The organism is Atlantibacter sp. (assembly GCF_032062175.1).
Taxonomy (GTDB): domain Bacteria; phylum Pseudomonadota; class Gammaproteobacteria; order Enterobacterales; family Enterobacteriaceae; genus Atlantibacter.
This window is the reverse complement of sequence record NZ_DAMBQK010000004.1, coordinates 82565-105496: the sequence shown is the minus strand read 5'-3', so window position 1 is coordinate 105496 and position 22932 is coordinate 82565. Positions and strand designations below refer to the sequence as shown.

The 22932-nt window shown below is 55.7% G+C and carries 20 protein-coding genes; all 20 read right to left on the bottom strand.

Annotation, left to right across the window (positions count from 1 at the left end):
- Positions 1–27 precede the first annotated feature (27 nt).
- Positions 28–531: a secA translation cis-regulator SecM gene (gene secM / locus RT120_RS05905; protein ID WP_312980632.1), complete on the bottom strand. Its 504-nt coding sequence runs from the start codon at positions 529–531 to the stop codon at positions 28–30.
- Between the two features lie 246 nt (positions 532–777).
- Complete coding sequence (gene lpxC / locus RT120_RS05900; protein ID WP_125293215.1) at positions 778–1695, bottom strand: UDP-3-O-acyl-N-acetylglucosamine deacetylase; 918 nt, start codon at positions 1693–1695, stop codon at positions 778–780.
- Positions 1696–1796: 101 nt separating this feature from the next.
- Complete coding sequence (gene ftsZ / locus RT120_RS05895; protein WP_002434383.1) at positions 1797–2948, bottom strand: cell division protein FtsZ; 1152 nt, start codon at positions 2946–2948, stop codon at positions 1797–1799.
- A 60-nt stretch (positions 2949–3008) separates the two neighbouring features.
- On the bottom strand, positions 3009–4265 hold the full coding sequence (gene ftsA / locus RT120_RS05890) for a cell division protein FtsA (protein WP_002434382.1): 1257 nt from the start codon (positions 4263–4265) through the stop codon (positions 3009–3011).
- A complete protein-coding gene (ftsQ, locus tag RT120_RS05885) occupies positions 4262–5092 on the bottom strand; it encodes a cell division protein FtsQ (protein WP_312980630.1) in 831 nt (276 codons plus the stop codon). The genes ftsA and ftsQ overlap by 4 nt, the downstream gene beginning before the upstream one ends.
- 1 nt (position 5093) lies before the next feature.
- A complete protein-coding gene (locus RT120_RS05880) occupies positions 5094–6014 on the bottom strand; it encodes a D-alanine--D-alanine ligase (RefSeq protein WP_312980627.1) in 921 nt (306 codons plus the stop codon).
- Positions 6007–7482 (bottom strand): UDP-N-acetylmuramate--L-alanine ligase, encoded by a 1476-nt coding sequence (murC, locus tag RT120_RS05875; protein ID WP_312980625.1) that lies wholly within the window; start codon positions 7480–7482, stop codon positions 6007–6009. The genes RT120_RS05880 and murC overlap by 8 nt, the downstream gene beginning before the upstream one ends.
- Positions 7483–7553: 71 nt before the next feature.
- Complete coding sequence (gene murG, locus RT120_RS05870; protein WP_312980622.1) at positions 7554–8621, bottom strand: undecaprenyldiphospho-muramoylpentapeptide beta-N-acetylglucosaminyltransferase; 1068 nt, start codon at positions 8619–8621, stop codon at positions 7554–7556.
- Complete coding sequence (gene ftsW / locus RT120_RS05865; protein WP_312980620.1) at positions 8618–9862, bottom strand: cell division protein FtsW; 1245 nt, start codon at positions 9860–9862, stop codon at positions 8618–8620. The genes murG and ftsW overlap by 4 nt, the downstream gene beginning before the upstream one ends.
- On the bottom strand, positions 9862–11178 hold the full coding sequence (gene murD, locus RT120_RS05860; RefSeq protein WP_312980618.1) for a UDP-N-acetylmuramoyl-L-alanine--D-glutamate ligase: 1317 nt from the start codon (positions 11176–11178) through the stop codon (positions 9862–9864). The genes ftsW and murD overlap by 1 nt, the downstream gene beginning before the upstream one ends.
- 2 nt (positions 11179–11180) lie before the next feature.
- Positions 11181–12263 (bottom strand): phospho-N-acetylmuramoyl-pentapeptide-transferase, encoded by a 1083-nt coding sequence (mraY, locus tag RT120_RS05855; RefSeq protein WP_312980615.1) that lies wholly within the window; start codon positions 12261–12263, stop codon positions 11181–11183.
- Entirely contained in the window at positions 12257–13615 is a 1359-nt protein-coding gene (murF, locus tag RT120_RS05850; RefSeq protein ID WP_312980612.1) for a UDP-N-acetylmuramoyl-tripeptide--D-alanyl-D-alanine ligase, read from the bottom strand. Before murF ends, mraY begins: the two co-directional genes overlap by 7 nt.
- The gene (gene murE / locus RT120_RS05845) at positions 13612–15099 is read right to left on the bottom strand and encodes a UDP-N-acetylmuramoyl-L-alanyl-D-glutamate--2,6-diaminopimelate ligase (RefSeq protein WP_312980609.1); all 1488 of its coding nucleotides are present in this window, start codon (positions 15097–15099) and stop codon (positions 13612–13614) included. The genes murF and murE overlap by 4 nt, the downstream gene beginning before the upstream one ends.
- Entirely contained in the window at positions 15086–16852 is a 1767-nt protein-coding gene (locus tag RT120_RS05840) for a peptidoglycan glycosyltransferase FtsI (protein ID WP_312980607.1), read from the bottom strand. The genes murE and RT120_RS05840 overlap by 14 nt, the downstream gene beginning before the upstream one ends.
- Positions 16853–16867: 15 nt before the next feature.
- Positions 16868–17233, bottom strand: coding sequence for a cell division protein FtsL (ftsL, locus tag RT120_RS05835; RefSeq protein WP_183170203.1), 366 nt, complete (start codon positions 17231–17233; stop codon positions 16868–16870).
- Complete coding sequence (rsmH, locus tag RT120_RS05830; protein WP_312980604.1) at positions 17230–18171, bottom strand: 16S rRNA (cytosine(1402)-N(4))-methyltransferase RsmH; 942 nt, start codon at positions 18169–18171, stop codon at positions 17230–17232. Before rsmH ends, ftsL begins: the two co-directional genes overlap by 4 nt.
- A gap of 3 nt (positions 18172–18174) precedes the next feature.
- On the bottom strand, positions 18175–18633 hold the full coding sequence (gene mraZ / locus RT120_RS05825) for a division/cell wall cluster transcriptional repressor MraZ (RefSeq protein WP_312980602.1): 459 nt from the start codon (positions 18631–18633) through the stop codon (positions 18175–18177).
- A gap of 557 nt (positions 18634–19190) precedes the next feature.
- On the bottom strand, positions 19191–20195 hold the full coding sequence (cra, locus tag RT120_RS05820; RefSeq protein WP_312980599.1) for a catabolite repressor/activator: 1005 nt from the start codon (positions 20193–20195) through the stop codon (positions 19191–19193).
- Between the two features lie 176 nt (positions 20196–20371).
- Entirely contained in the window at positions 20372–20863 is a 492-nt protein-coding gene (gene ilvN, locus RT120_RS05815; protein WP_125293200.1) for an acetolactate synthase small subunit, read from the bottom strand.
- 2 nt (positions 20864–20865) lie between these two features.
- Complete coding sequence (gene ilvI / locus RT120_RS05810; RefSeq protein ID WP_312980928.1) at positions 20866–22590, bottom strand: acetolactate synthase 3 large subunit; 1725 nt, start codon at positions 22588–22590, stop codon at positions 20866–20868.
- Positions 22591–22932 lie beyond the last annotated feature (342 nt).

Here is a 22932-nt window from a genome sequence, read left to right as displayed (position 1 = left end):
AAATAAAAAAAGGGAAGTATAGAAGAATTAGCTGAGGCGTTGAGGACCGGCACGAATGCCTTTAACCTGGCTTATCCAGTGGCTGACAGCGAAATGCCGATCGGCACAGGCCTGGGCTGGAAGCAGGCTGAGGACCCGCGCAGGCTGGGTTTCATGCGTGAGAAGCGTACTTAGAGTATCAAGCAGAGCGAGTTGCTGTGCCTGAAGGGGGATTTTTACCTCTTCCGCGACCGGCAGTGTTTGCGGTGCCATGGCGAAAGTCAGGTGGCGAATTACGGTGCGAATGGCATGTTGATGCCAGTAATCCACGGAAAACGAAGGGCGACGAACCGTCTGCTGCAACGCCAGGGTATCAAAATTAAACGGCTGCTGATTATCAATATTGCGGGTCGAGGCTTTAGCGGGTAATTCTGGTTCGGCGCTGTTATTTAACGCAGGCAGCCCAAGGCTTGCCGCGACCATCCCCAACAAGAGATGCGGCCAAAAAAAACGTCTGCCAATTTGTCGCCAACAGGTCAAAAGTCCAGACACGTTACCCACCAGAACAGACGAAATGTTTCCGTCGTTCGTTAATCATTAAATTTGCGCACAAATATTATCATCATTCTCGCAGCCAGACAGCACTAATCAGACGCTAAGGCAAGAGAATCGGACAAGAAATCGGCAGTTAAACCCATTGAGCCGGAAAAGATTTTTTGAAAAGGACAATAAAAAAACGGCCAGCTTTTCTGATCGGAGAGAGTACCAGAAAAAACCAGCCGTATTATGAAGTGCGTCTTACGCCAGAACGATGGAAGGCGCTTTGAAAGCGAGCGGCATTTCTGCTTCGTCTTCGAAAGTCACAAATTCCCACGCTTCCTGTTTAGCCAGCACAGCCTGCAACAGCTTGTTGTTCAGTGCATGGCCTGATTTATAGGCCGTGAACGCGCCGATAATATTGTGGCCGCACATAAACAGGTCACCGATGGCATCCAGCATTTTGTGACGAACAAATTCGTCTTCAAAACGCAGGCCGTCTTCGTTCAGTACGCGATAATCATCAACAACGATGGCACAATCGAAGCTGCCACCCAGGCACAAACCACGGGATTGCAGATACTCGATATCACGCATAAAACCAAAGGTGCGCGCGCGGCTGATTTGACGCATAAACGCATCAGCGGAGAAGTTCATCTGGTAACGCTGGGTGCTGGCATCAATTGCCGGATGGTTAAAATCGATGGTGAAGTCCAACGAAAAACCATTGTACGGCTTGAATTCAGCCCATTTGTCACCGTCTTCCACGCGAACGGTTTCTTTGATGCGAACAAATTTCTTGGCCACTTTAAGTTCATCGATACCGGCATCAAGCAGTAGATAGACGAACGGCGCAGCACTACCATCCATAATCGGGATTTCCGGGGCGTCAACTTCGATAACGATGTTGTCGATTCCCAGGCCCGCTAAAGCGGCGTTCAGGTGCTCAACGGTAGAAATCCGTACGTCATGCTCGTTGACCAGGCAAGTACAGAGCATGGTATCACGCACAGATTTGGCATCAGCCGGGAAATCTACCGGAGGATTCAAGTCGGTGCGACGATAGATGACCCCGGTATTTGCCGGCGCAGGGCGTAACGTCAGCGTGACTTTCTTGCCGGTATGTAAACCGACGCCAGTCGCCTGAACGATACGTTTAAGAGTCCTTTGTTTGATCATCGTATAATCTCGCCAAATAACCTATACAACCGAGAGTGTATATCACAATCGGCAGCGCAGTTTAGCACAAAGAGCGCTGAACCCCAACTTCCGGTTTATTCTTAGTCAGCCTGTTTACGCAAAAACGCCGGAATATCTAAATAATCCGGTTCTTTAGCCACTTGCGGCGTGGTGTCGTTAACCGCTTTCGCTGCTGGTTTTTGTTCCTGCTGCAGCGGTGCCATACCGTGCTGCTGGTAACGATCCATTACCGGCTGCTGGGTCTGCTTGTTAGTCACCAGGGTGATTTCCGGGCGTTTATCCATGCCGATACCGGTCGCAACAACGGTTACGCGCAGTTCGTCATTCATATCCGGGTCAAGGGACGTACCGATAACCACGGTGGCGTTATCAGACGCAAACGCACGAATGGTGTTACCCACGGTTTCAAACTCATCCAGACGCAGGTCGAAGCCCGCGGTGATGTTAACCAGAACGCCGCGTGCGCCGGACAGATCGATATCTTCCAGCAGCGGAGAGGAGATCGCCATTTCGGCTGCTTCTTCCGCACGGTCTTCACCGCTTGCCACGCCGGAGCCCATCATGGCGTAACCCATTTCAGACATCACGGTACGCACGTCGGCAAAGTCGACGTTCATCAGGCCCGGACGGGTGATCAGTTCCGCGATGCCCTGGACTGCACCTTTCAGTACATCGTTAGCTGCGCCAAACGCGTCCAGCAGAGAGATGCCGCGGCCAAGCACTTTCAGTAATTTGTCGTTAGGGATAGTGATCAGCGAGTCCACGTGCTTGGACAGCTCGGTGATCCCCTGCTCTGCGAAGGCCATACGCTTCTTGCCTTCGAAGTTGAATGGTTTTGTCACAACCGCAACGGTCAGAATGCCGAGGTCTTTGGCGACTTCAGCCACCACTGGCGCAGCGCCCGTACCCGTACCACCGCCCATACCAGCCGCGATAAACACCATGTCTGCGCCATCCAGGGCAGCGCGCAGCGCTTCGCGGTCTTCATCCGCAGCATTACGGCCCACTTCAGGATTCGCACCCGCGCCAAGGCCCTTGGTGATCCCGCTACCAATCTGGATAGTCTGTCCTACTGCGGTCTTACGCAATGCCTGGGCATCGGTATTTACCGCGAAGAATTCCACACCTTCGATGCGCTCGCGCACCATGTGTTCGACGGCATTACCACCGCCACCGCCGACGCCGATGACTTTAATCACCGCGTCATTGGTCAGTTCCATAGGTTCAAACATAGTTTCTCTCCGTTTTGTGCCTGTCGCCTGAGACCGCAAACTCAGCAGTCTCTTTTAAAATTAAAACTCTTTTCGCAGCCAACCGTTGAGTCGTTTAATCCACGAGCCGACTGAAGTCCGTTTTTCCGTTTCTGTTTCACCACTGAGATGGGTTTCTTTCCCGTAGTGCAACAGGCCTACCGCCGTCGAATAGTAAGGCTCCTGAGCATAGTCAGTAAGACCGGTAATATTCAATGGCTGCCCGATGCGCACCTGCGTATGGAATACGCGTTGCGCACAGGCGGCGAGGCCTTCAATTTGTGCTGCGCCGCCGGTTAAGACGATGCCAGCCGCAAGATGGTGTTTCACCCCTTGCTGACGCAACTGCTCCTGCAATTGCAAAATTTCTTCATTCACGAGGTTGAGCAACTCGGTATAACGCGGCTCTATCACCTCGGCAAGCGTTTGACGCTGTAAACTGCGCGGCGGACGCCCGCCCACGCTTGGCACTTCGACGCTTTCGTCTTTACCGACAATCGATCCCAGCGCGCAGCCGTGGCGCACTTTAATCGCCTCGGCATCGCTCGGCGGCGTGCCGAAGGCGTAGGCGATATCGCTGGTCACCACGTTCCCGGCATACGGGATCACTTTGGTATGACGCAGCGCACCGCCGGTATATACGGCGATATCCATTGTACCACCGCCGATATCCACGACACAGACGCCAAGTTCACGTTCATCCTCGGTCAGCACCGAATAGCTCGCCGCAAGACCGGCGAAAATGAGTTGGTCAACTTTAAGGCCACATCGTTCAACCGCTTTGACAATGTTTTTTGCCATATCGTTGTGGCAGGTGATCAAATGTACCTTAGCCTGCATGCGTACGCCCGATAACCCGACCGGATTTTTAATGCCTTCCTGATAATCGATGGCATATTCCTGGGGAATGACATGCAGAACGCGGTGTTCATCGCGCACACGCACCGATTTGGCCGTATGGACGACGTTCTCAACGTCTTCCTGGGTCACTTCCTCTTCCGAAATCGGCACCATACCGATTTCGTTCTGGCAACTGATGTGCTTACCCGATAGCGCCAGATACACCGAAGAAATCTGGCAATCCGCCATCAGTTCTGCCTGGTCGATGGCGCGCTGTACGCATTTCACCACCGACTCCAGATCGTTTACCCCGCCTTTGTCCATGCCACGGGAGGGGCAACTCCCGACGCCAATAATATTGACCATACCGTCGGGCAGAACTTCCCCTACTAAAGCGGCGACCTTTGCGGTCCCGATCTCTAGTCCAACTACCAGTTTTCTGTCCGTCGCCTTGATCATTGTTGTTCTGCCTGTGCCTGATTCTGTTGCTGATTAGGTTCTTCAACTGGCGCGGGTATCCAACCCACCGCCGCGCCTGAGTCGTAGCGCAAGTCGACATAACTGATTCGTTTTGCGTCAGCCTGCGACTGCTGTTGCAGAACCGGGTAAAGTTCTACAAACCGCGCCAGACGTTTCATCGTATCGCCTCTGCCCAGATTGAGCTTGATGTCATTTGTCAGCGTCAATTGCCAGGAGCGACGAGCGGTCATCGCCGCTTCCTTAACCGTGAACCTGTCCTTCGCCAGCACTTGTCCCATATCGCGATAACCCTGCAGCACTTCGTTTTCACTGCCTTCCGGGCCATACAGCATCGGTAAAATCTGTTTGCTGGTTCGCGAAGCCGGCACGCTGAACGCATTTCCCTGCGCGTCAATCATGTGCTGGTCATTCCAACGTGCTATGGGCACATATTCAACCAGATGAATCTTCAATTCGTCCGGCCACTGCTTTCTTACGCTCGCCTGCTTGATCCATGGCAAACGTTCGATTTGCTGCTGAATGATATTGACGTCCTGGGTCATAAACGTTCCTGGCGAACCTAAGGCCAGAATCGACTGACGAATATCATCATTGCGCGTGTAGTGCCGGTCTCCGGTCACTACCAGCTTTGATAAAGGAAGACGCTGCGCGTCTTCCATCCAGCCCAATACCACCCAACCGCCAAAAAACACGGTACATAACACGGCCAGCAGAAACAATATTCCTGCAAGTCGCGTTCCATTATTGCGGCTCGAGGTCGTGACTTCCTCAGGCCGGTTTCGGGTGTTTAGCGCCGCCTGCGACATATCACTCCGCCAATGCCAGAATACGGACAACTAACTGTGAAAAACTCAGTCCCGCCTGGCGCGCCGCCATGGGAACAAGACTGTGGCTGGTCATTCCCGGCGCGGTATTCACTTCCAGTAAATAAAACGCGCCATCGCTATCCAGCATCACGTCAACCCGTCCCCAACCCTGGCAACCCAGCGCGTTCCAGGCCTGAAGCACCAGCGCGTTCAGCGCACTTTCACGATCGGCTTCCAAGCCTGACGGGCAGAAATATTGAGTATCATCAGAGAGATACTTGGCCTCATAATCATAGAAGGTTCCAGCGGGTTGAATACGAATCGACGGTAAAATTTCTTCACCGAGGATCGCCACCGTAAATTCCGGGCCACTCAGCCACTTCTCAACCAGCACTTCTTCGTCATGTTCGAACGCTAAAGCCAGTGCGGCATCCAAGGTTTCTGACGTGTCGACTTTCGACATGCCCACGCTGGAGCCTTCACGGCTGGGCTTAACGATTAACGGCAAACCGAGTTCCGCAATCGCCTGGCACGTAGCGCCATCAAGCCCAGCGCTGAACGCTTTACGCGTTAACCCGACCCAGGGCGCGACCGGCAGTCCCGCACCTTTCCAGAGCAATTTTGTGCGCTGTTTGTCCATGGTGATCGCCGAAGCCATCACGCCGCTGCCGGTATACGGCAGATCCATAAACTCCAGCAGCCCCTGCAACGTCCCGTCTTCACCGCCCCGGCCATGCAGGGCGATAAAGACTTTATCGAAGCCTTCTTCTTTCAGGGTAGTAACCGGTGTGTCGCGCGGATCGACCGCATAGGCATCAACGCCACCTTCGCGCAGCCCTTTCAGCACCGCTGCGCCGGACTGTAAAGAGACCTCACGCTCGGCGGAAAAGCCGCCAAGCAGCACTGCAATTTTCTCAGCCATGTTGCTCATCCTCACGCGTTTGCGGCTGCAACTTTACTTCAGCCAGGTGGCGAGCAATCTTGCCGATGTTCCCGGCGCCCTGCACCAGAATTAAATCGTTGCCGGTTAACACCGGCGCCAGCATTTCAGCGACCTGTTTCGGCTCGGAAACCAGAATCGGGTCGATTTTGCCGCGCCCACGAATAGTGCGGCACAGCGAACGGCTATCCGCACCGGGGATCGCCGCCTCGCCTGCGGAATACACATCCAGCATTAACAGCGCGTCGACCTGCGACAGCACGTTGGCGAAGTCGTCATACAGATCGCGGGTACGGGTATAACGGTGCGGCTGAAAAATCATGACCAGGTTTTTATCCGGCCAGCCTGCCCGCGCCGCTTTAATAGTGGCGTCCACTTCTGTTGGGTGATGACCGTAATCATCCACCAGCATCGCGGTGCCCGGTTTCTCGTTCACGGCCGCCAGCGGGAATTCGCCCAGGAAATCAAAGCGACGACCGGTGCCCTGGAAGCTTTCCAGCGCCCGCAGGATGGCGTCATCCTCAATGCCTTCTTCGGTCGCAACCGCCACCGCTGCGGCGGCGTTGAGCGCGTTATGGCGGCCCGGCGCATTCAGCGTAACGTGCAGCTCCGGTTTATCCTGGCGAATGATAATAAAGTTGCCCTGCGGGCCTTTCTGCACATACTGCTCAACGCGCACGTCGGCATCTTCGCTAAAGCCATACGTGGTGGTCTGACGCCCAACGCGCGGCAACAGCTCGCGGATCACCGGGTCGTCAACGCACATCACCGCACGGCCATAAAACGGCAGGTTGTGCAGGAAGTTAATAAAGGTCTGTTTTAAGTTCTCGAAGTCACCCTGGTAGGTATCCATATGGTCGGCTTCGATATTGGTCACAATAGAGACCATCGGTTGAAGATGCAGGAACGACGCGTCGCTCTCATCCGCTTCAGCAATCAGGTAACGGCTGTGGCCCAGGCGCGCGTGTACGCCCGCCGCTTTCACCAGGCCGCCGTTGACAAACGTCGGGTCCAGGCCTGCTTCCGCGTAAATACTGGATACCATTGCCGTGGTCGTGGTTTTACCGTGTGTCCCGGCAATGGCGATGCCGTGACGAAAACGCATTAATTCGGCCAGCATTTCCGCGCGGCGGATCACCGGGATACGCGCTTCATGGGCCGCGACGATTTCCGGGTTATCCGCGGAAATCGCGCTTGAGACCACCACCACGCTGGCGTCGCTGACGTTTTCGGGGCGATGGTTGAAATAAATCGTGGCGCCTAAATCAGCCAGTTGCTGGGTTACCGGGTTGGGTGCCAGGTCGGACCCGCTAATTTGATACCCTTCATTCGCCAGCACTTCGGCAATACCGCCCATGCCAGCACCGCCGATGCCGACAAAATGAATGTGCCGGACGCGACGCATCTCGGGCACGATAGAACGCAGTTTCGCCAGTTGTTGTGTATTCATTCTTCTAAAGCCTTTGGCATCAACGCCTTAACATCTCAACATCACGCGGATCAAAAAGTTGTCCGCAAGAATTACGCCTGTGTAACGGCGCGTACTTCATTGGCTACCCGTTCAGTAGCATCCACAATGGCCGCACCGCGCGCCCGCTTTGCCATCGCCAGCAGGGTTGGACGATCCCATCCCGCCAGCGTTTCGCTCACCGCATCGACGGTAAATTGTGGCTGTTCGAAAATCTTCGCCGCCCCGGCTTTCTCTAGGGGAAGCGCATTCCAGTACTGTTGGCGATCTTTGTGCTGGAAAGGCACAAACAGCGCGGGCAGACCAGCTGCGGCGAGCTCGCTCACGGTTAATGCCCCGGAGCGGCATACCACCACGTCGGCCCAGCTATAGGCCGCCGCCATATCATCAATAAATTCGGTTACTTTATGCTGCGGTTGACCGGCTGCGGCGTAAGCCTGCTGCACCTCGTTCAACGCGCCTTTACCGCACTGGTGCCAGAGCGTGATTTTCTCACCCAGACGCCCTGCCACCTGCGGCATAGTCTGGTTGAGAATACGCGCGCCCTGAGACCCGCCCACCACTAACACCCGCACCGGACCTTCGCGGCCAGCCAGCCGCTGTTCCGGCTCCGGCAGCGCCAATACGTCGGTACGTACCGGATTACCCACCACATCCGCATTGGGGAATGCGCCGGGGAACGCCTGCATCACTTTGCGGGCAATTTTCGCCAGCCATTTGTTGGTCAGCCCGGCAATGCCGTTCTGCTCGTGCAGCACAACCGGAATGCCCAGCGACCAGGCTGCCAGGCCACCAGGCCCGGAAACATAACCGCCCATGCCCAATACCACGTCCGGCTGATAGCGTTTCATGATGGCGCGCGCCTGACGCCAGGCGTTAAAGATACGCATCGGTGCCAGTAGTAGCGCTTTTACGCCTTTGCCGCGCAACCCGGAGATGCGGATAAAATCGATCTCGATGCCGTGACGTGGCACCAAATCCGCTTCCATCCGGTCAGCCGTTCCCAGCCAACGCACCTGCCAGCCCTGGGCCATTAAATGGTGCGCCACGGCCAGTCCCGGGAACACATGTCCCCCGGTGCCGCCAGCCATCACCATTAACCGTTTCGTCTGGCCGCTCATCGGGCACTCCTTGTAAACGCCTGCGCCTTTTCCAGACGCGTTTCGTAGTCAATCCGTAACAACAGCATGATCGCGGTCGACATAATAATTAAGCTGGAACCACCGTAACTGATCAGCGGCAGCGTCAGGCCTTTGGTCGGCAACATCCCCGCCGCCGCCCCGACGTTGACCAGCGCCTGGAAGCTAAACCAAATGCCGATGGAACACGCCAGGAACCCGGAAAAACGTTGGTCGATCTCCAGAGCGCGGCGGCCAATCGACATGGCGCGAAAAGCGACGAAGAATACCATCAAAAGGGCCAGTACTACACCGATATACCCCAGCTCTTCGCCGATGATCGAGAAGATAAAGTCGGTGTGCGCTTCCGGCAGATACTCCAGTTTTTGTACCGAATTGCCTAACCCTTGCCCCCAAAGTTCGCCACGGCCAAACGCCATCAGCGATTGCGTTAGCTGATAGCCGCTGCCAAACGGATCTTCCCACGGGTTCCAGAACGAGGTCACACGCCGAATACGGTAAGGCTCCGCGAGGATCAGCAGCACCACCGCTGATATACCCATGCCGATAATGGCGATGAACTGCCAGAGCTTGGCACCCGCGAGAAACAGCATCGCCAGGGTAGTCACAAACAGCACCACTACCGTACCGAGGTCAGGCTGAGCAAGCAGCAGCACCGCCATCACCAGAATCACGCCCATCGGTTTTAAGAATCCGCGCAGGTTGTTTCGGACTTCATCTACCTTGCGCACCAGGTAGTTGGACAGATAACAAAACAGCGACAGCTTGGAAAATTCCGCGGGCTGGATACGCAGCGGGCCAAGAGCAATCCAGCGCGACGCACCGTTAACCGAGCTACCCACGACCAGTACAATCAGCAGCATCACGATAGAGGCGATCAGCAGCGCGGCACTGTAGCGCTGCCAGACTTCCATCGGCATCCGCAGCGTGACCATCGCCAGCATAAACGCCAGGAAGATATAGATAGCGTCACGCTTGGCGAACAGGAACGGATCGTCCGCCAGCCGTTGCCCAACGGGCATTGACGCCGAGGTCACCATAATAAAGCCCACCGCCGCCAGGCCCAGCGTCAACCACAGCAGCGTGCGGTCGTACATCACGAGGCTATTGGCGTCTTTATCCCTGGACCCCATTACCCAGCCTTTCAGCGCCACAAACAGCCATGCCAGGATACCGAATCCCGGGAAGCGTGGAACGCGCAGGCGAGGAAAAGACAACCGCATCAGCCTAACTCCTTCGCCAGGCGAGTAAACACATCGCCGCGTTGTTCAAAGTTTTTAAACTGATCCAGGCTGGCGCAGGCCGGTGACAGCAGCACCATATCTCCTGGCTGCACCTTGCCGGCAATAATGCGCATGGCGTCTTCCATGGTGGCAGTTTGCTCCGCCACTTCCGGGCGCAGCGCCGCCAGTTCCGCACCATCGCGGCCAAAGCAGTAAAGCCGAATACGATCGCCCTGCAAATAGCGATTGAGCGGAGAAAAGTCAGCGGATTTGCCGTCGCCGCCCAGCAGCAGATGCAGGGTGCCGTCAATATGCAAACCGTTCAGCGCCGCTTCGGTACTGCCGACGTTGGTGGCTTTGGAATCGTTGATCCAGCGCACGCCGTTATGCTCGTAAGCCATCTGGAAGCGGTGCGCCAGGCCGGTAAAGGTGGTCAGCGCTTTCAGGCTGCTGGAGCGCGGCAGACCGACGGCATCGGCTAACGCCAGCGCCGCCAGGGCATTGGTGTAGTTGTGACGCCCGACGATTTTCATCTCTTTGGCATTGAGGATCTTCTCGCCTTTCACCCGCAGCCAGGTATCACCCTGCTGATAGTTCAGATGGTAATCCCCGACGTCGATGCCGAAACTCACGCAGCGCTCGTCCGCTCCGCGCACTGGCATCGTCAGGGCATCGTCGGCGTTGACCACGCAGACTTCGGCATTCTCGTAAATCTTCAGTTTGGCGGCGCGGTATTGCTGAAGACCAAAGGGATAGCGATCCATATGATCTTCAGTCACGTTGAGCACCGTAGCGGCTTTGGCTCGCAGGCTGTACGTGGTTTCCAGTTGGAAGCTGGAAAGCTCCAGTACATACAGTTCTTTTTCCGCATCCAGCAGCATCAACGCTGGCAGGCCGATATTGCCGCCCACGCCCACGCTGACGCCCGCCGCTTTCGCCATTTCACCCACCAGGGTGGTGACGGTGCTTTTGCCGTTCGAACCGGTGATGGCAACAATCGGTGCCTGCGCTTCACGGCAGAACAGTTCAATATCGCCGATGATCTCTACGCCTGCGTCCGCCGCCGCGCTCAGGGAAGGATGCGCCAATGCCATACCGGGACTGGCGACGAGCAGATCTGCATTCAGCAGCCACTCATCGTTCAACGAGCCGAGATGGCGTTCGACAGTTTCAGGAAGATTATCAAGACCCGGCGGCGCCTGGCGGGTATCCATCACGCGCGGCGTGACGCCGCGCGCCAGGAAGAAGTCCACGCAGGAAAGCCCGGTTAATCCGAGACCAATGATGACGACGTTCTTACCCTGATAATCTGCCATGATTAACGTACCTTCAGCGTCGCCAGGCCAATCAGCACCAGCATCAGCGAAATAATCCAGAAGCGCACAATCACGCGCGGTTCTGGCCAGCCTTTCAGTTCATAGTGATGGTGAATCGGTGCCATGCGGAAAATACGTTGCCCGCGCAGTTTGAACGATCCAACCTGGAGGATCACCGACAGGGTCTCCACCACAAACACGCCGCCCATGATCACCAGCAGGAATTCCTGGCGCAGCAGCACCGCGATAATGCCCAGCGCACCGCCCAGGGCCAGGGAACCGACGTCGCCCATAAAGACCTGCGCCGGATAGGTGTTGAACCACAGGAAGCCAAGCCCCGCGCCGACAATCGCCGTACAGACAATCACTAATTCGCCCGCATGCCGTAAGTAAGGGATATGCAGATAGCTGGCGAAATTCATGTTACCCGTTGCCCAGGCCACCAGCGCGAAACCCGCCGCCACGAATACGGTCGGCATAATCGCCAGCCCGTCCAGGCCGTCGGTCAGGTTGACCGCGTTACCAGTACCGACAATCACGAAATAGGCGAGGATCACGTAGAAGATGCCCAACTGCGGCATCACGTCTTTAAAGAACGGCACCACCAGTTCAGTGGCTGGCGTGTCTTTGCCCACCATATACAGGGCAAACGCCACGGTCAGCGCAATCACCGACATCCAGAAGTATTTCCAGCGGGCAATCAGGCCCTTAGTGTCTTTACGCACCACTTTGCGGTAATCATCCACAAAGCCGACCGCGCCATAACCCACCAGCACGAACAGTACGCACCAGACGTAAGGGTTGGAAGGATAGGCCCACAGCAGCACGGAAACCACGATGGAGGTCAGGATCATGATCCCGCCCATGGTCGGCGTGCCGCGCTTGCTGAAGTGTGACTCCGGGCCATCGTTACGCACGACCTGGCCGAAGGACAATTTTTGCAGATGCGCAATCATGCGCGGCCCCATCCATAATGAAATGAACAGAGCGGTCAGCAGGCTGACAATGGCGCGAAACGTCAGATAGGAAAAGACGTTGAAGCCGGAATAATATTTGACCAAATGCTCGGCCAGCCAAACTAACATGTCGCGTTCTCCTGTAATGCGCGAACCACCTCTTCCATGGCAGAGCTGCGTGAACCCTTCACTAAAATCGTCATAATGGTATGTTCCGCGCGTAACGCCCTGAGACGTTCGATCACGGATTTTTTATCCTGGTAATGTTCACCCACACCGCTGGCCTGGCTCAAAATTTCGCTGGCGTTGCCGACGCTGAGTACTTTATCGATGTTGGCCGCTTTCGCCGCTTCGCCCACTTCGCGATGACAGGCGTCGGACTCCGCGCCCAACTCCGCCATATCACCCACCACCATTACCCGGTAGCCCGGCATTTCGCTCAGCACCTGCGCGGCTGCGGTCATCGAACCGACGTTAGCGTTGTAGCTGTCGTCCAGCAGCAACTGGTTTTCAGCCAGCTGGACCGGGAACAGACGGCCCGGTACGGCTTTTAATTTCGCCAGACCGGCTTTTATGGCGTCATGGCCTGCGCCCACCGCTGTCGCCAGCGCGCTCGCCGCGAGGGCATTGGCGATATTGTGACGGCCAGGCAACGGCAGCAGCACATCCACATCGCCCGTCGGGGTGACAATCGTCAGCTCGGTGCCGTGGCTGGTGATATGAATATTGGTGGCGCTGAAATCACTTCCGGCTGCATTGGGTGAAAAACGCCACACTTTGCGATCGCCGATAATTTCCTGCCAGTTAAGCCAGTCGTTGTTATCCGCGTTCAGGATCGCGATGCCGTCTGCGGTCAGGCCGGAGAAAATCTCCCCTTTCGCTTTTGCAACGCCTGCCAGCGAGCCAAAGCCTTCCAGATGCGCGGCGGCGAGATTATTCACCAGCGCCGCTTCCGGACGGGTAAGCCCAACGGTCCAGGCGATCTCGCCCTGGTGGTTAGCGCCCAGTTCAATCACCGCATACTGATGCTCCGGCGTCAGACGCAGCAATGTCATCGGCACGCCGATGTCATTATTTAGATTGCCCGCAGTAAAAAGCGTGTTGCCGCATTCGCTGAGGATGGCTGCCGTCATCTCTTTAACCGAGGTTTTGCCCGATGAGCCGGTTAATGCCACGATGCGCGCCGGTACCTGCGAGCGCACCCACGCCGCCAGTTCGCCGAAAGCGAGGCGCGTATCGTTAACGATAATCTGTGGCAGTGCCGCATCGACCGGGCGGCTGACCAGCAACGCGCCTGCCCCGCCCTGCTGCGCGGTTTGCGCAAAATCATGGGCGTCAAAACGTTCGCCTTTGAGCGCCACAAACAGGCAGCCTGGCGTGAGTTTGCGGGTATCGGTGGTTACCGCATCAATAATGCGATCGCCGCCGCGCAACTCGCCGCCCAGCAGCGTGGCGAGTTTTTCGAGAGAAACCGGGATCATGCCACCACTCCCAACAGACGCGCAGCGGTCACACGATCTGAATAGTCCAGACGACGAGTGCCAACGATTTGATAATCTTCATGCCCTTTACCGGCAATCAGCACCACATCGTTTTCTTTAGCCTGCATAATGGCGTTAGTCACCGCTTCGGCACGGCCTTCTACGGCGCGCGCGCGACCGGCATCCAGCATGCCCGCCAGGATATCGGTGATAATCGCTTTGGGATCTTCGGTACGCGGGTTGTCATCGGTGACCACAACCACATCGGCGAACTGCTCGGCAATCGCACCCATCAGCGGACGTTTGCCTTTATCGCGATCGCCGCCGCAGCCGAAGACGCACCACAGTTTACCGGCGCAGTGTAACCGCGCGGCCTGCAACGCTTTTTCCAGCGCATCAGGGGTATGGGCGTAATCCACGACCACGGTAGGCTTGTTCGGCGCGCTGAACACTTCCATACGACCACACACCGGCTGTAGGCGGGATGCGGTTTCCAGCAGAGCCGGAAGCGGATAATCCAGCGCCAACAGGGTTCCCAGCGCCAGCAACAGGTTGCTGACGTTAAACGCGCCCATCAGGCGGCTTTCGATTTCACCGTTGCCCCAGGAGGAGTCAAAGCGGATCGTCGCCCCGCTGTCGTGATAGTGCACTTCGCTGGCTTTCAGCCAGCGGCCACGGCAGGCCGGGTTGATATTGTCTTCCATCGAGACCGCAACGGCGTCTGGCAGTTTCGCCAGCCAGCGGCGACCTACTTCATCATCGGCATTGATGATGGACTGACCGTAATAATGAGAGGAGAACAGCAGCCATTTCGCGGCTTCGTAGCTCTCCATATCGCCGTGATAATCGAGATGATCTCGGCTTAAATTAGTAAACACCGAGGCCGCAAACGTCAGCGCCGCAACGCGGTGCTGCACCAGGCCGTGGGAAGAGACTTCCATCGCAGCAAACGTCGCGCCCTGGTCCGCCAGGCCGCCCAGTACCTGCTGAACATCCACCGCAGAGCCGGTGGTGTTTTCCGTCGGGCTGACTTTACCCAACAGGCCATTACCCACGGTGCCCATTACGGCGCTGGTTTCGCCCAGCAGTTGGCTCCACTGCGCCAGCAATTGCGTCGTGGTGGTTTTGCCGTTGGTGCCCGTTACGCCAACCAGGCGCAGTTGCTGGCTTGGCTCATGGTAAAAACGGCCCGCCAACGCAGACAGCCGCTCATTTAACTGTTCGAGAAAGATAACCGGAACGCCGTGGATTTCACGGACTTCACCGTCAGTGGCTTCGCCTTTCGCTTCCGCCACAATGGCAGCTACACCTTGCGCTATCGCCTGCGGGATAAACCGACGCCCGTCCGCCTGATGACCGACCACAGCTACAAAAAGGTCACCCGCGGCAGCCACACGGCTGTCGAGCGTCATTTCTCGTAGCGCGCGCGCGGGTAAACCCGTTACCCACGGCGCAAGAAGGTCGCGCAAATTACGATCTGCCACCTGTTCCCTCTGCTTGATTGATTACAAATTCACTTTTTTCGCCCGTCGCCAGGGCATCTGGTTCGATATTCATGGTGCGTAATACGCCGCCCATAATGGCTCCGAACACCGGTGCAGATACGGCACCACCGTAATATTTACCTGCCTGCGGGTCGTTGATGACCACCACCAGCGCAAAGCGCGGATGGCTCGCCGGTGCGACGCCCGCGGTGTAAGCAATGTATTTGTTGATATAGCGCCCGTCCGGGCCGACTTTTTTCGCCGTACCGGTCTTGATGGCAATGCGATAACCTTTGATCGCCGCTTTCACGCCGCCGCCGCCAGGCAGCGCCACGCTTTCCATCATATGCACCACGGTACGCACGACTGATTCATTAAAGATGCGCTCGCCGGGAACCGGCGGGTCGACTTTGGTGATCGACAGCGGGCGATAAACACCATAGCTGCCAATCGTCGCGTAGACTCGCGCTAACTGTAACGGGGTTACCATTAGCCCGTAGCCGAAAGAGAAGGTGGCCCTCTCTATGTCAGACCACCGTTGTTTTTGAGGATATAAGCCACTGCGTTCTCCGACCAACCCCAAATTGGTCGCTTTACCCAGTCCAAAACGTGAGTAAGTATCTACCAACGCTGAGGACGGCATCGCTAACGCCAGCTTTGAAACACCGACGTTACTCGACTTCTGTAACACCCCGGTCAGGGTTAATTCGCTATAGCGCGCCACGTCTTTGATCTCATGACCATTGATGCGGTACGGCACAGTATTTAGTACGGTATTTTCATTGACCACGCCGCGCTGTAACGCCGTCATCACCACCATCGGCTTCACCGTGGAACCCGGTTCGAAAACGTCAGTAATGGTGCGGTTACGCATAATATCTTTCGGCGTGCCCGAGATGTTATTCGGGTTATAAGAGGGGCTGTTGGCCATGGCCAGCACTTCACCGGTGTTCACGTCCACCAGCACGGCGCTCCCGGATTCGGCTTTGTTGAACGCCACGGCGTTGTTCAGTTCACGGTAAACCAGCGCCTGTAAGCGCTCATCGATACTTAGCGCCAGGTTGTGCGCCGCCTGGCTGTCGGTAGAAGAGATATCTTCAATGACGCGGCCATAGCGATCTTTACGCACAATACGCTCACCCGGCTGGCCGGTAAGCCATTTATCGAAGCTTTTTTCAACGCCTTCAATCCCCTGGCTATCCACGTTGGTAAAACCAATGAGATGAGCGGTCACTTCGCCGGAAGGATAGTAACGACGAGATTCATCGCGCAGGTGGATGCCGGGCAGTTTAAGTTTTTTGATGTAATCGCCGATGTCCGGGTTGACCTGGCGGGCAAGGTAAATAAAGCGTCCTTTCGGGTTGGCGTTAATTCGTGAGGCCAGCTGGTCCAGCGGCAATTTCAGGGCATCGGACAGCGCTTTCCAGCGGTTATCGAGGGTAATGCCGCCTGCGTCGTGCAGCTCTTTAGGATCGGCCCATACCGCTCTTACCGGCACGCTGACCGCGAGTGGGCGACCGGAGCGGTCGGTAATCAGGCCGCGCGAGGTCGCCACTTCCTGTACGCGCAGCGAGCGCATATCGCCCTGGCGCACCAGCATGTCGGGCGCAATGATCTGCAGCCAGGCGACGCGCGCCAGCAGTAAAGAGAGCGCCAGCAAAATACACCCGCAGAGCAACGCAAAACGCCAACCTATAAAGTTGGCCTGTTCTTCCTGGCGTTTCGGTTTAAGCGTTTTTGCCGCTGCTCTCATGCCTGTTGTAAGTCCTTATTTCTGAACCACGATATTTTCCTGGGATGGATCGACATGCTGCAGTTGCAGCTTTTCGGTGGCGATCCGCTCAACCCGGCTGTGGTCGCCGAGTGCGTTTTCTTCAAGGATCAGGTTGCGCCATTCGATGTCCAGCGCATCACGTTCCAGTACCAGTTGCTCACGCTGCGCCGTCAGAAGACGGGTGTGGTGAGCGGTGGTCACCACGGAAATTGCGGTGACGATAATAATAATGAACAGGCAGAGTGGCAGTTTCCCGTGTCGCAACAGATCGCTGCCGATCACGCCAGGCAAGGCATGGCGCTCGTTGCTTCCTAACGATCCGGTAACTTTGCTGAGGGTCTCCGTCACTCTGCCGATCATGCGTTCGTCCTTTCTGCTATACGCAGCACTGAACTACGGGCACGTGGATTTTCCGCCACTTCTTCTTCGCCCGGCATCAACTTGCCTAATGCTCGTAAATAACGACCGCCCAGTTTACTGAGTTGCGCTTCTGTCATCGGAAGTCCTGCGGGCACCTGGGGGCCACGGCTTTGCTCGCGCATAAAGCGTTTGACCAGCCGATCCTCCAGCGAGTGGAAACTGATGACAGAAAGGCGTCCTCCCGGAGCCAGTACGTCAAGCGAGCCTTTTAGCGCCAGCTCGATCTCCTCGAGTTCACTGTTCACCCAAATACGTACCGCCTGAAACGTGCGGGTCGCCGGGTGCTTAAATTTGTCTTTTACCGGGGTCGCTGCGGCAACCACTTCGGCTAATTCTTTGGTGCGGGTCATCGGCTGTTCACGATTGCGCTCAACGATGGCGCGCGCGATGCGTTTCGCGAAACGCTCTTCGCCATAGGCTTTCAGTACCCAGGTGATGTCGCTCTCTTCTGCTGAGAGCAGCCATTCGGCGGCAGATTGGCCGCGTGTCGGGTCCATACGCATATCCAGCGGCCCGTCGCGCATAAAGGAGAAACCGCGCTCTGCGTCGTCAAGCTGCGGTGAAGAAACGCCAAGATCGAGAAGGATGCCGTCGATCTTCCCCTGAAGATCGCGGTCACGTACGTAGTCCGCCAGCGCAGAAAACGGACCATGCACAATAGAAAAGCGCGGATCGTCGATCGCGTTTGCGGCTTCAATAGCCTGAGGATCGCGATCGATCGCCATCAGCCTGCCTTCCGGCCCAAGCTGGGACAAAATCAAACGCGAGTGACCACCGCGACCAAATGTGCCATCGATGTAGATGCCATCAGGACGAATATTCAGGCCGTTAACGGCCTCGTCGAGCAGCACCGTTTTATGTTTATAATTTTCCATCATTTTTTATAAGGACAAATCCTGCAACCTCTCTGACATCACTTCAGTAGAGGACTGCTCTGCGTCTATGTCTTCCTTGACCCGTTGATACCAGGTCGTTTCGTCCCACAGCTCAAATTTATTGAACTGCCCGACCAGCATCACTTCTTTGGTAAGTCCGGCATGCTGCCTTAACACAGGGGTTAACAGCAGACGTCCGGCACTGTCCATCTGACATTCACTGGCATGCCCTAACAGCAGCCGTTGCACACGGCGCTCGTTGGGGTTCATGCTCGACAGACGCGATAGCTTTTGTTCAATCACTTCCCATTCAGGAAGCGTATAAAGCAGCAGGCAGGGGTGATGGATGTCGATGGTGCAAACCATCTGACCGGCAGCGGTCTCGATCAGTTGTTCCCTATAGCGGGTAGGCACGGATAACCGCCCTTTACTGTCGAGGTTTACTAACGAAGCGCCACGGAACATGCCAGCCTCACCCTGTTAAGCCCCTTTCCACCACAATATCCCACAAATTCCCACCTTAGGGAGTTTACGGAGCGGAGGAAAAGCTTGTCAAGCCAGCACCAGGGCTGGAATTAACAAATTATCCGTTCCAAAGGAGGAGAAGAGCTAATTTAAAAAGCTGCGTTTAAAGCGAGGCAAAATTAACGTCATGAATATTTGTAAGAAAAACGACGAATAAACCGGGTGGGGTAAAATCGACTATTTACGTACAAAAAAAATACAAAGTGCCGAGTTTGCGACGCGAGCGGCATTTTAAGGCAAATCGCGTGGGCTGAACAGCGACTCCTGCCGTTCGGCTGTGTGAATCATTCTGGATCGCGGTAAGAATAAAGTTATTTTACCGCCGCTTATTGTTCTCCACATGTTACAAAATGATTCAAAGGAAATATTAATTTACTGCTTATCGAATATTAATCCTTCGTTTGAAGCCGTTATTTAATAATTTAAGAAATACGTACTTTAAGTACGGAATAATCCGAATATTAAAAAAGGCAGCCTGGGCTGCCTTTATCAGAAAATTAACGACGGCTTAGACTGCCGCGTTTAAACAGATTACGCTTTATCCGCGTGAGACCCGGTTTTGGTTTGCGCGGCTCATCAAGGCTTGCCAGCACCAGTTCAAGGACACGCTCGGCCACATCACGATGACGTTGCGCCACGGCCAGTACCGGACATTGCAGGAAATCGAGCAGTTCATTATCCCCGAAGGTGGCGATGGCCAGATCGGTCGGCAAACGGCCTTCGCGTTTCAACGTCACATCCATGACGCCTTGCAGCAGGGCAAATGACGTCGTGAACAGCGCCTGCGGCATTGGATGGGTTTCCAGCCATTTCTCGAAAAGCTGCCCAGCGGCTTCTCTTTCATAGCTGTTGGCATACAGGTAATGCACCTCCCGGGGATCGTCTTTCCACGCGGTGCGAAACCCCTGCTCGCGTAAAAAGCTGACCGACAGTTCCGGCAGCGCCCCCATATACAATACGGTTTGCGCCGGGAATTTACGTAATTCGCCCGCCAGCATTTCTGCATCGTCCTGATCGGCGCCCACTACGCTGGTAAAGTGCTCGCGATCCAGGGCGCGATCCAGCGCGACGATGGGGAATGAATTATTCGCCCAGCGTTGATAGAACGGGTGTTCAGGCGGTAAGGAGGTAGAAACGATAATGGCGTCAACCTGGCGCTGTAAAAGATGCTCTATACAGCGCATCTCGTTATCGGGCTGATCTTCAGAACAGGCGATCAGCAGTTGATAGCCACGCTGCCGGGCCTGGCGTTCGAGATAATTGGCAATTCGCGTATAGCTGGTGTTTTCAAGATCGGGGATCACTAAGCCGATCGAGCGCGTCCTGCCTGCGCGCAATCCCGCCGCCACCGCGTTTGGGTGGTAGTTATGCTCACGCACGACCGCCATCACTTTTTCGACAGTTTTATCGCTCACACGATACTGTCGGGCTTTTCCATTAATGACGTAGCTCGCCGTTGTGCGCGATACCCCTGCCAGTCGCGCGATTTCATCCAGTTTCACAATTGCCCCTTAGTGAATGACATACTCCATAGCCTTATTAGGGTTATAGCAAAATCCATAACATCTAAACGCAGAATAATACCCTGAGCAACTGCTTTTGCGCGCTCTTGCTGGCATTCAGGCAAAAAAAAGCCCGGTGAGTCATGCCGGGCCCGTTTATTCATTTATGTTTCGCGTTACCGCATAATCTTATCACCGCGCGACAGCCCGACAACACCGGAACGCGCCACCTCGACGATTTTCGCCACATCGCGGATGGTCGCGAGGAACGCGTCCAGTTTATCGCTGGTGCCAGCCAACTGTACGGTATACATCGATGGCGTCACATCAATAATAGAACCACGGAAGATCTCGGTGTTGCGTTTGACTTCATCGCGGCCATAGCCGCTGGCCTGAATCTTCACCAACATGATTTCACGTTCGACGTGAGCGCCCTGCCCCAGTTCGTTCACGCGCAGCACATCAACCAGCTTGTGCAGCTGCTTTTCGATCTGCTCAAGAACTTTGGCATCGCCCACCGTCTGGATGGTCATGCGCGACAGCGTAGGATCTTCTGTCGGCGCAACGGTAAGGCTTTCGATGTTATAGCCGCGCTGGGAGAACAAGCCAATCACCCGTGACAATGCGCCCGATTCGTTTTCCAGTAACACAGATAGTATCCGGCGCATGCTTATGTCCTCTCCGTTTTGCTTAACCACATTTCATCCATCCCGCCGCCACGAATATGCATCGGGTAAACGTGCTCAGTGCCGTCCACGGTGACATCGACAAACACCAGGCGGTTATTGCGCACCTGCTCCAGGGCTTCGCTTAATTTGCTTTCCAGTTCATCAGGGCGGGTAATGTTGATGCCGATGTGCCCGTAAGCCTGCGCCAGGCGAGCGAAGTCCGGCAGTGATTCCATATAAGACTGCGAATGGCGGCCGGAATAAATCATGTCCTGCCACTGCTTCACCATGCCGAGATAGCGGTTGTTCAGGTTTAGCACCAGCACCGGTAGCTCATATTGCAGCGCGGTGGACAGTTCCTGAATGTTCATTTGGATGCTGCCATCCCCGGTCACGCAAATCACCGTTTCATTCGGCAGGGCCAGCTTGACGCCCAGCGCCGCAGGCAAACCAAATCCCATGGTGCCGAGGCCGCCGGAGTTTATCCAACGACGCGGTTTATCGAATGCATAATAAAGTGCAGCAAACATCTGATGCTGCCCAACGTCAGACGTAACATACGCATCGCCGTGAGTTAAACGGTGAATGGTTTCAATCACCGCCTGAGGTTTAATGCTTTCACCGGCGGTGCTATAGCCCAGACATTTGCGCGCACGCCAGACTTCAATTTGCTGCCACCAGTCGCGGATATCATCCAGCGCCTGCGCACTTTCTTCCTGCTCCAGCAATTCCAGCATCTGTTCCAGCACCAGCCCCGCGTCGCCCACGATGGGAATATCCGCAGACACTGTTTTAGAAATAGACGCCGGGTCGATATCGATATGCAGCACCGTGGCATTCGGGCAGTACTTCGCCAGATTGTTGGTGGTGCGGTCGTCAAAGCGCACGCCAACGGCAAAAATGACATCGGAGTGGTGCATCGTCATATTGGCTTCGTAAGTACCGTGCATGCCCAACATGCCTAACGACTGACGATGCGAGCCGGGAAACGCGCCCAACCCCATTAAAGAAGAGGCGACCGGCAGGTTGAGCTTTTCAACCAGGCGGCGCAGCTGCGCGTCACAACCCGAATTGATCGCGCCGCCGCCCACATACAGAACCGGTTTTTTCGCGGCGAGCAGCGTCTGGAGCGCGCGTTTGATTTGGCCCTTATGCCCCTGGGTGGTGGGATTATAAGAACGCATGCTGACGGAGTCGGGCCAGACGTACGGCATCTTTTTCGCGGGGTTAAGAATATCTTTCGGCAAATCGACCACGACCGGGCCTGGACGGCCGCTGGCGGCCAGCCAAAAGGCTTTCTTCAGCACGGTCGGGATGTCTTCGGTTTGCTTCACAAGGAAGCTGTGCTTCACCACCGGGCGGGAAATCCCCACCATGTCGCATTCCTGGAATGAGTCATAGCCAATCAGCGATGTCGCCACCTGGCCGGAGAGCACAACGAGTGGAATCGAATCCATATAAGCAGTGGCGATGCCGGTAATGGCGTTGGTCGCCCCAGGACCAGAGGTCACCAGCACCACGCCCACCTCACCAGTGGCGCGAGCCAGACCATCCGCCATGTGTACGGCAGCTTGCTCATGCCGCACCAGTATATGGTCAATCCCGCCAATCGTATGCAGCGCGTCATAGATATCCAGCACGGCCCCGCCGGGGTAGCCGAAAACCTGTTTCACGCCCTGGTCGATCAGCGATTGAACCACCATCTCGGCTCCAGACAACATCTCCATCATTTGCCTCCAGGCTTTTGTTTTCTTTCAACGGCGGAAATCATGTTCTCGCCGTTGCGATGCGCTTTATGATCTCTCATAACATAACCGCTCGGGATCGGGCAGGCAATTGAGCCGCCATTGCGGTCGCCGTAACGCTTTTTTTCGGTTTAGCGGGCAAATCACGCGCAATTGCGAGAAAGCTCTGGAAGAAGCGAATGTTATGGCGGGATATTTTATAAGTGTTGAGGATTACAGCGAGAGATCAAGTAAAACGGCAAGAGAAAACGGCCTCAAGGCACGACAGGATAAATAACCAGAATTGCGTTAAAAAACAGGAAAACCGAATGGTTTCCCATTCGG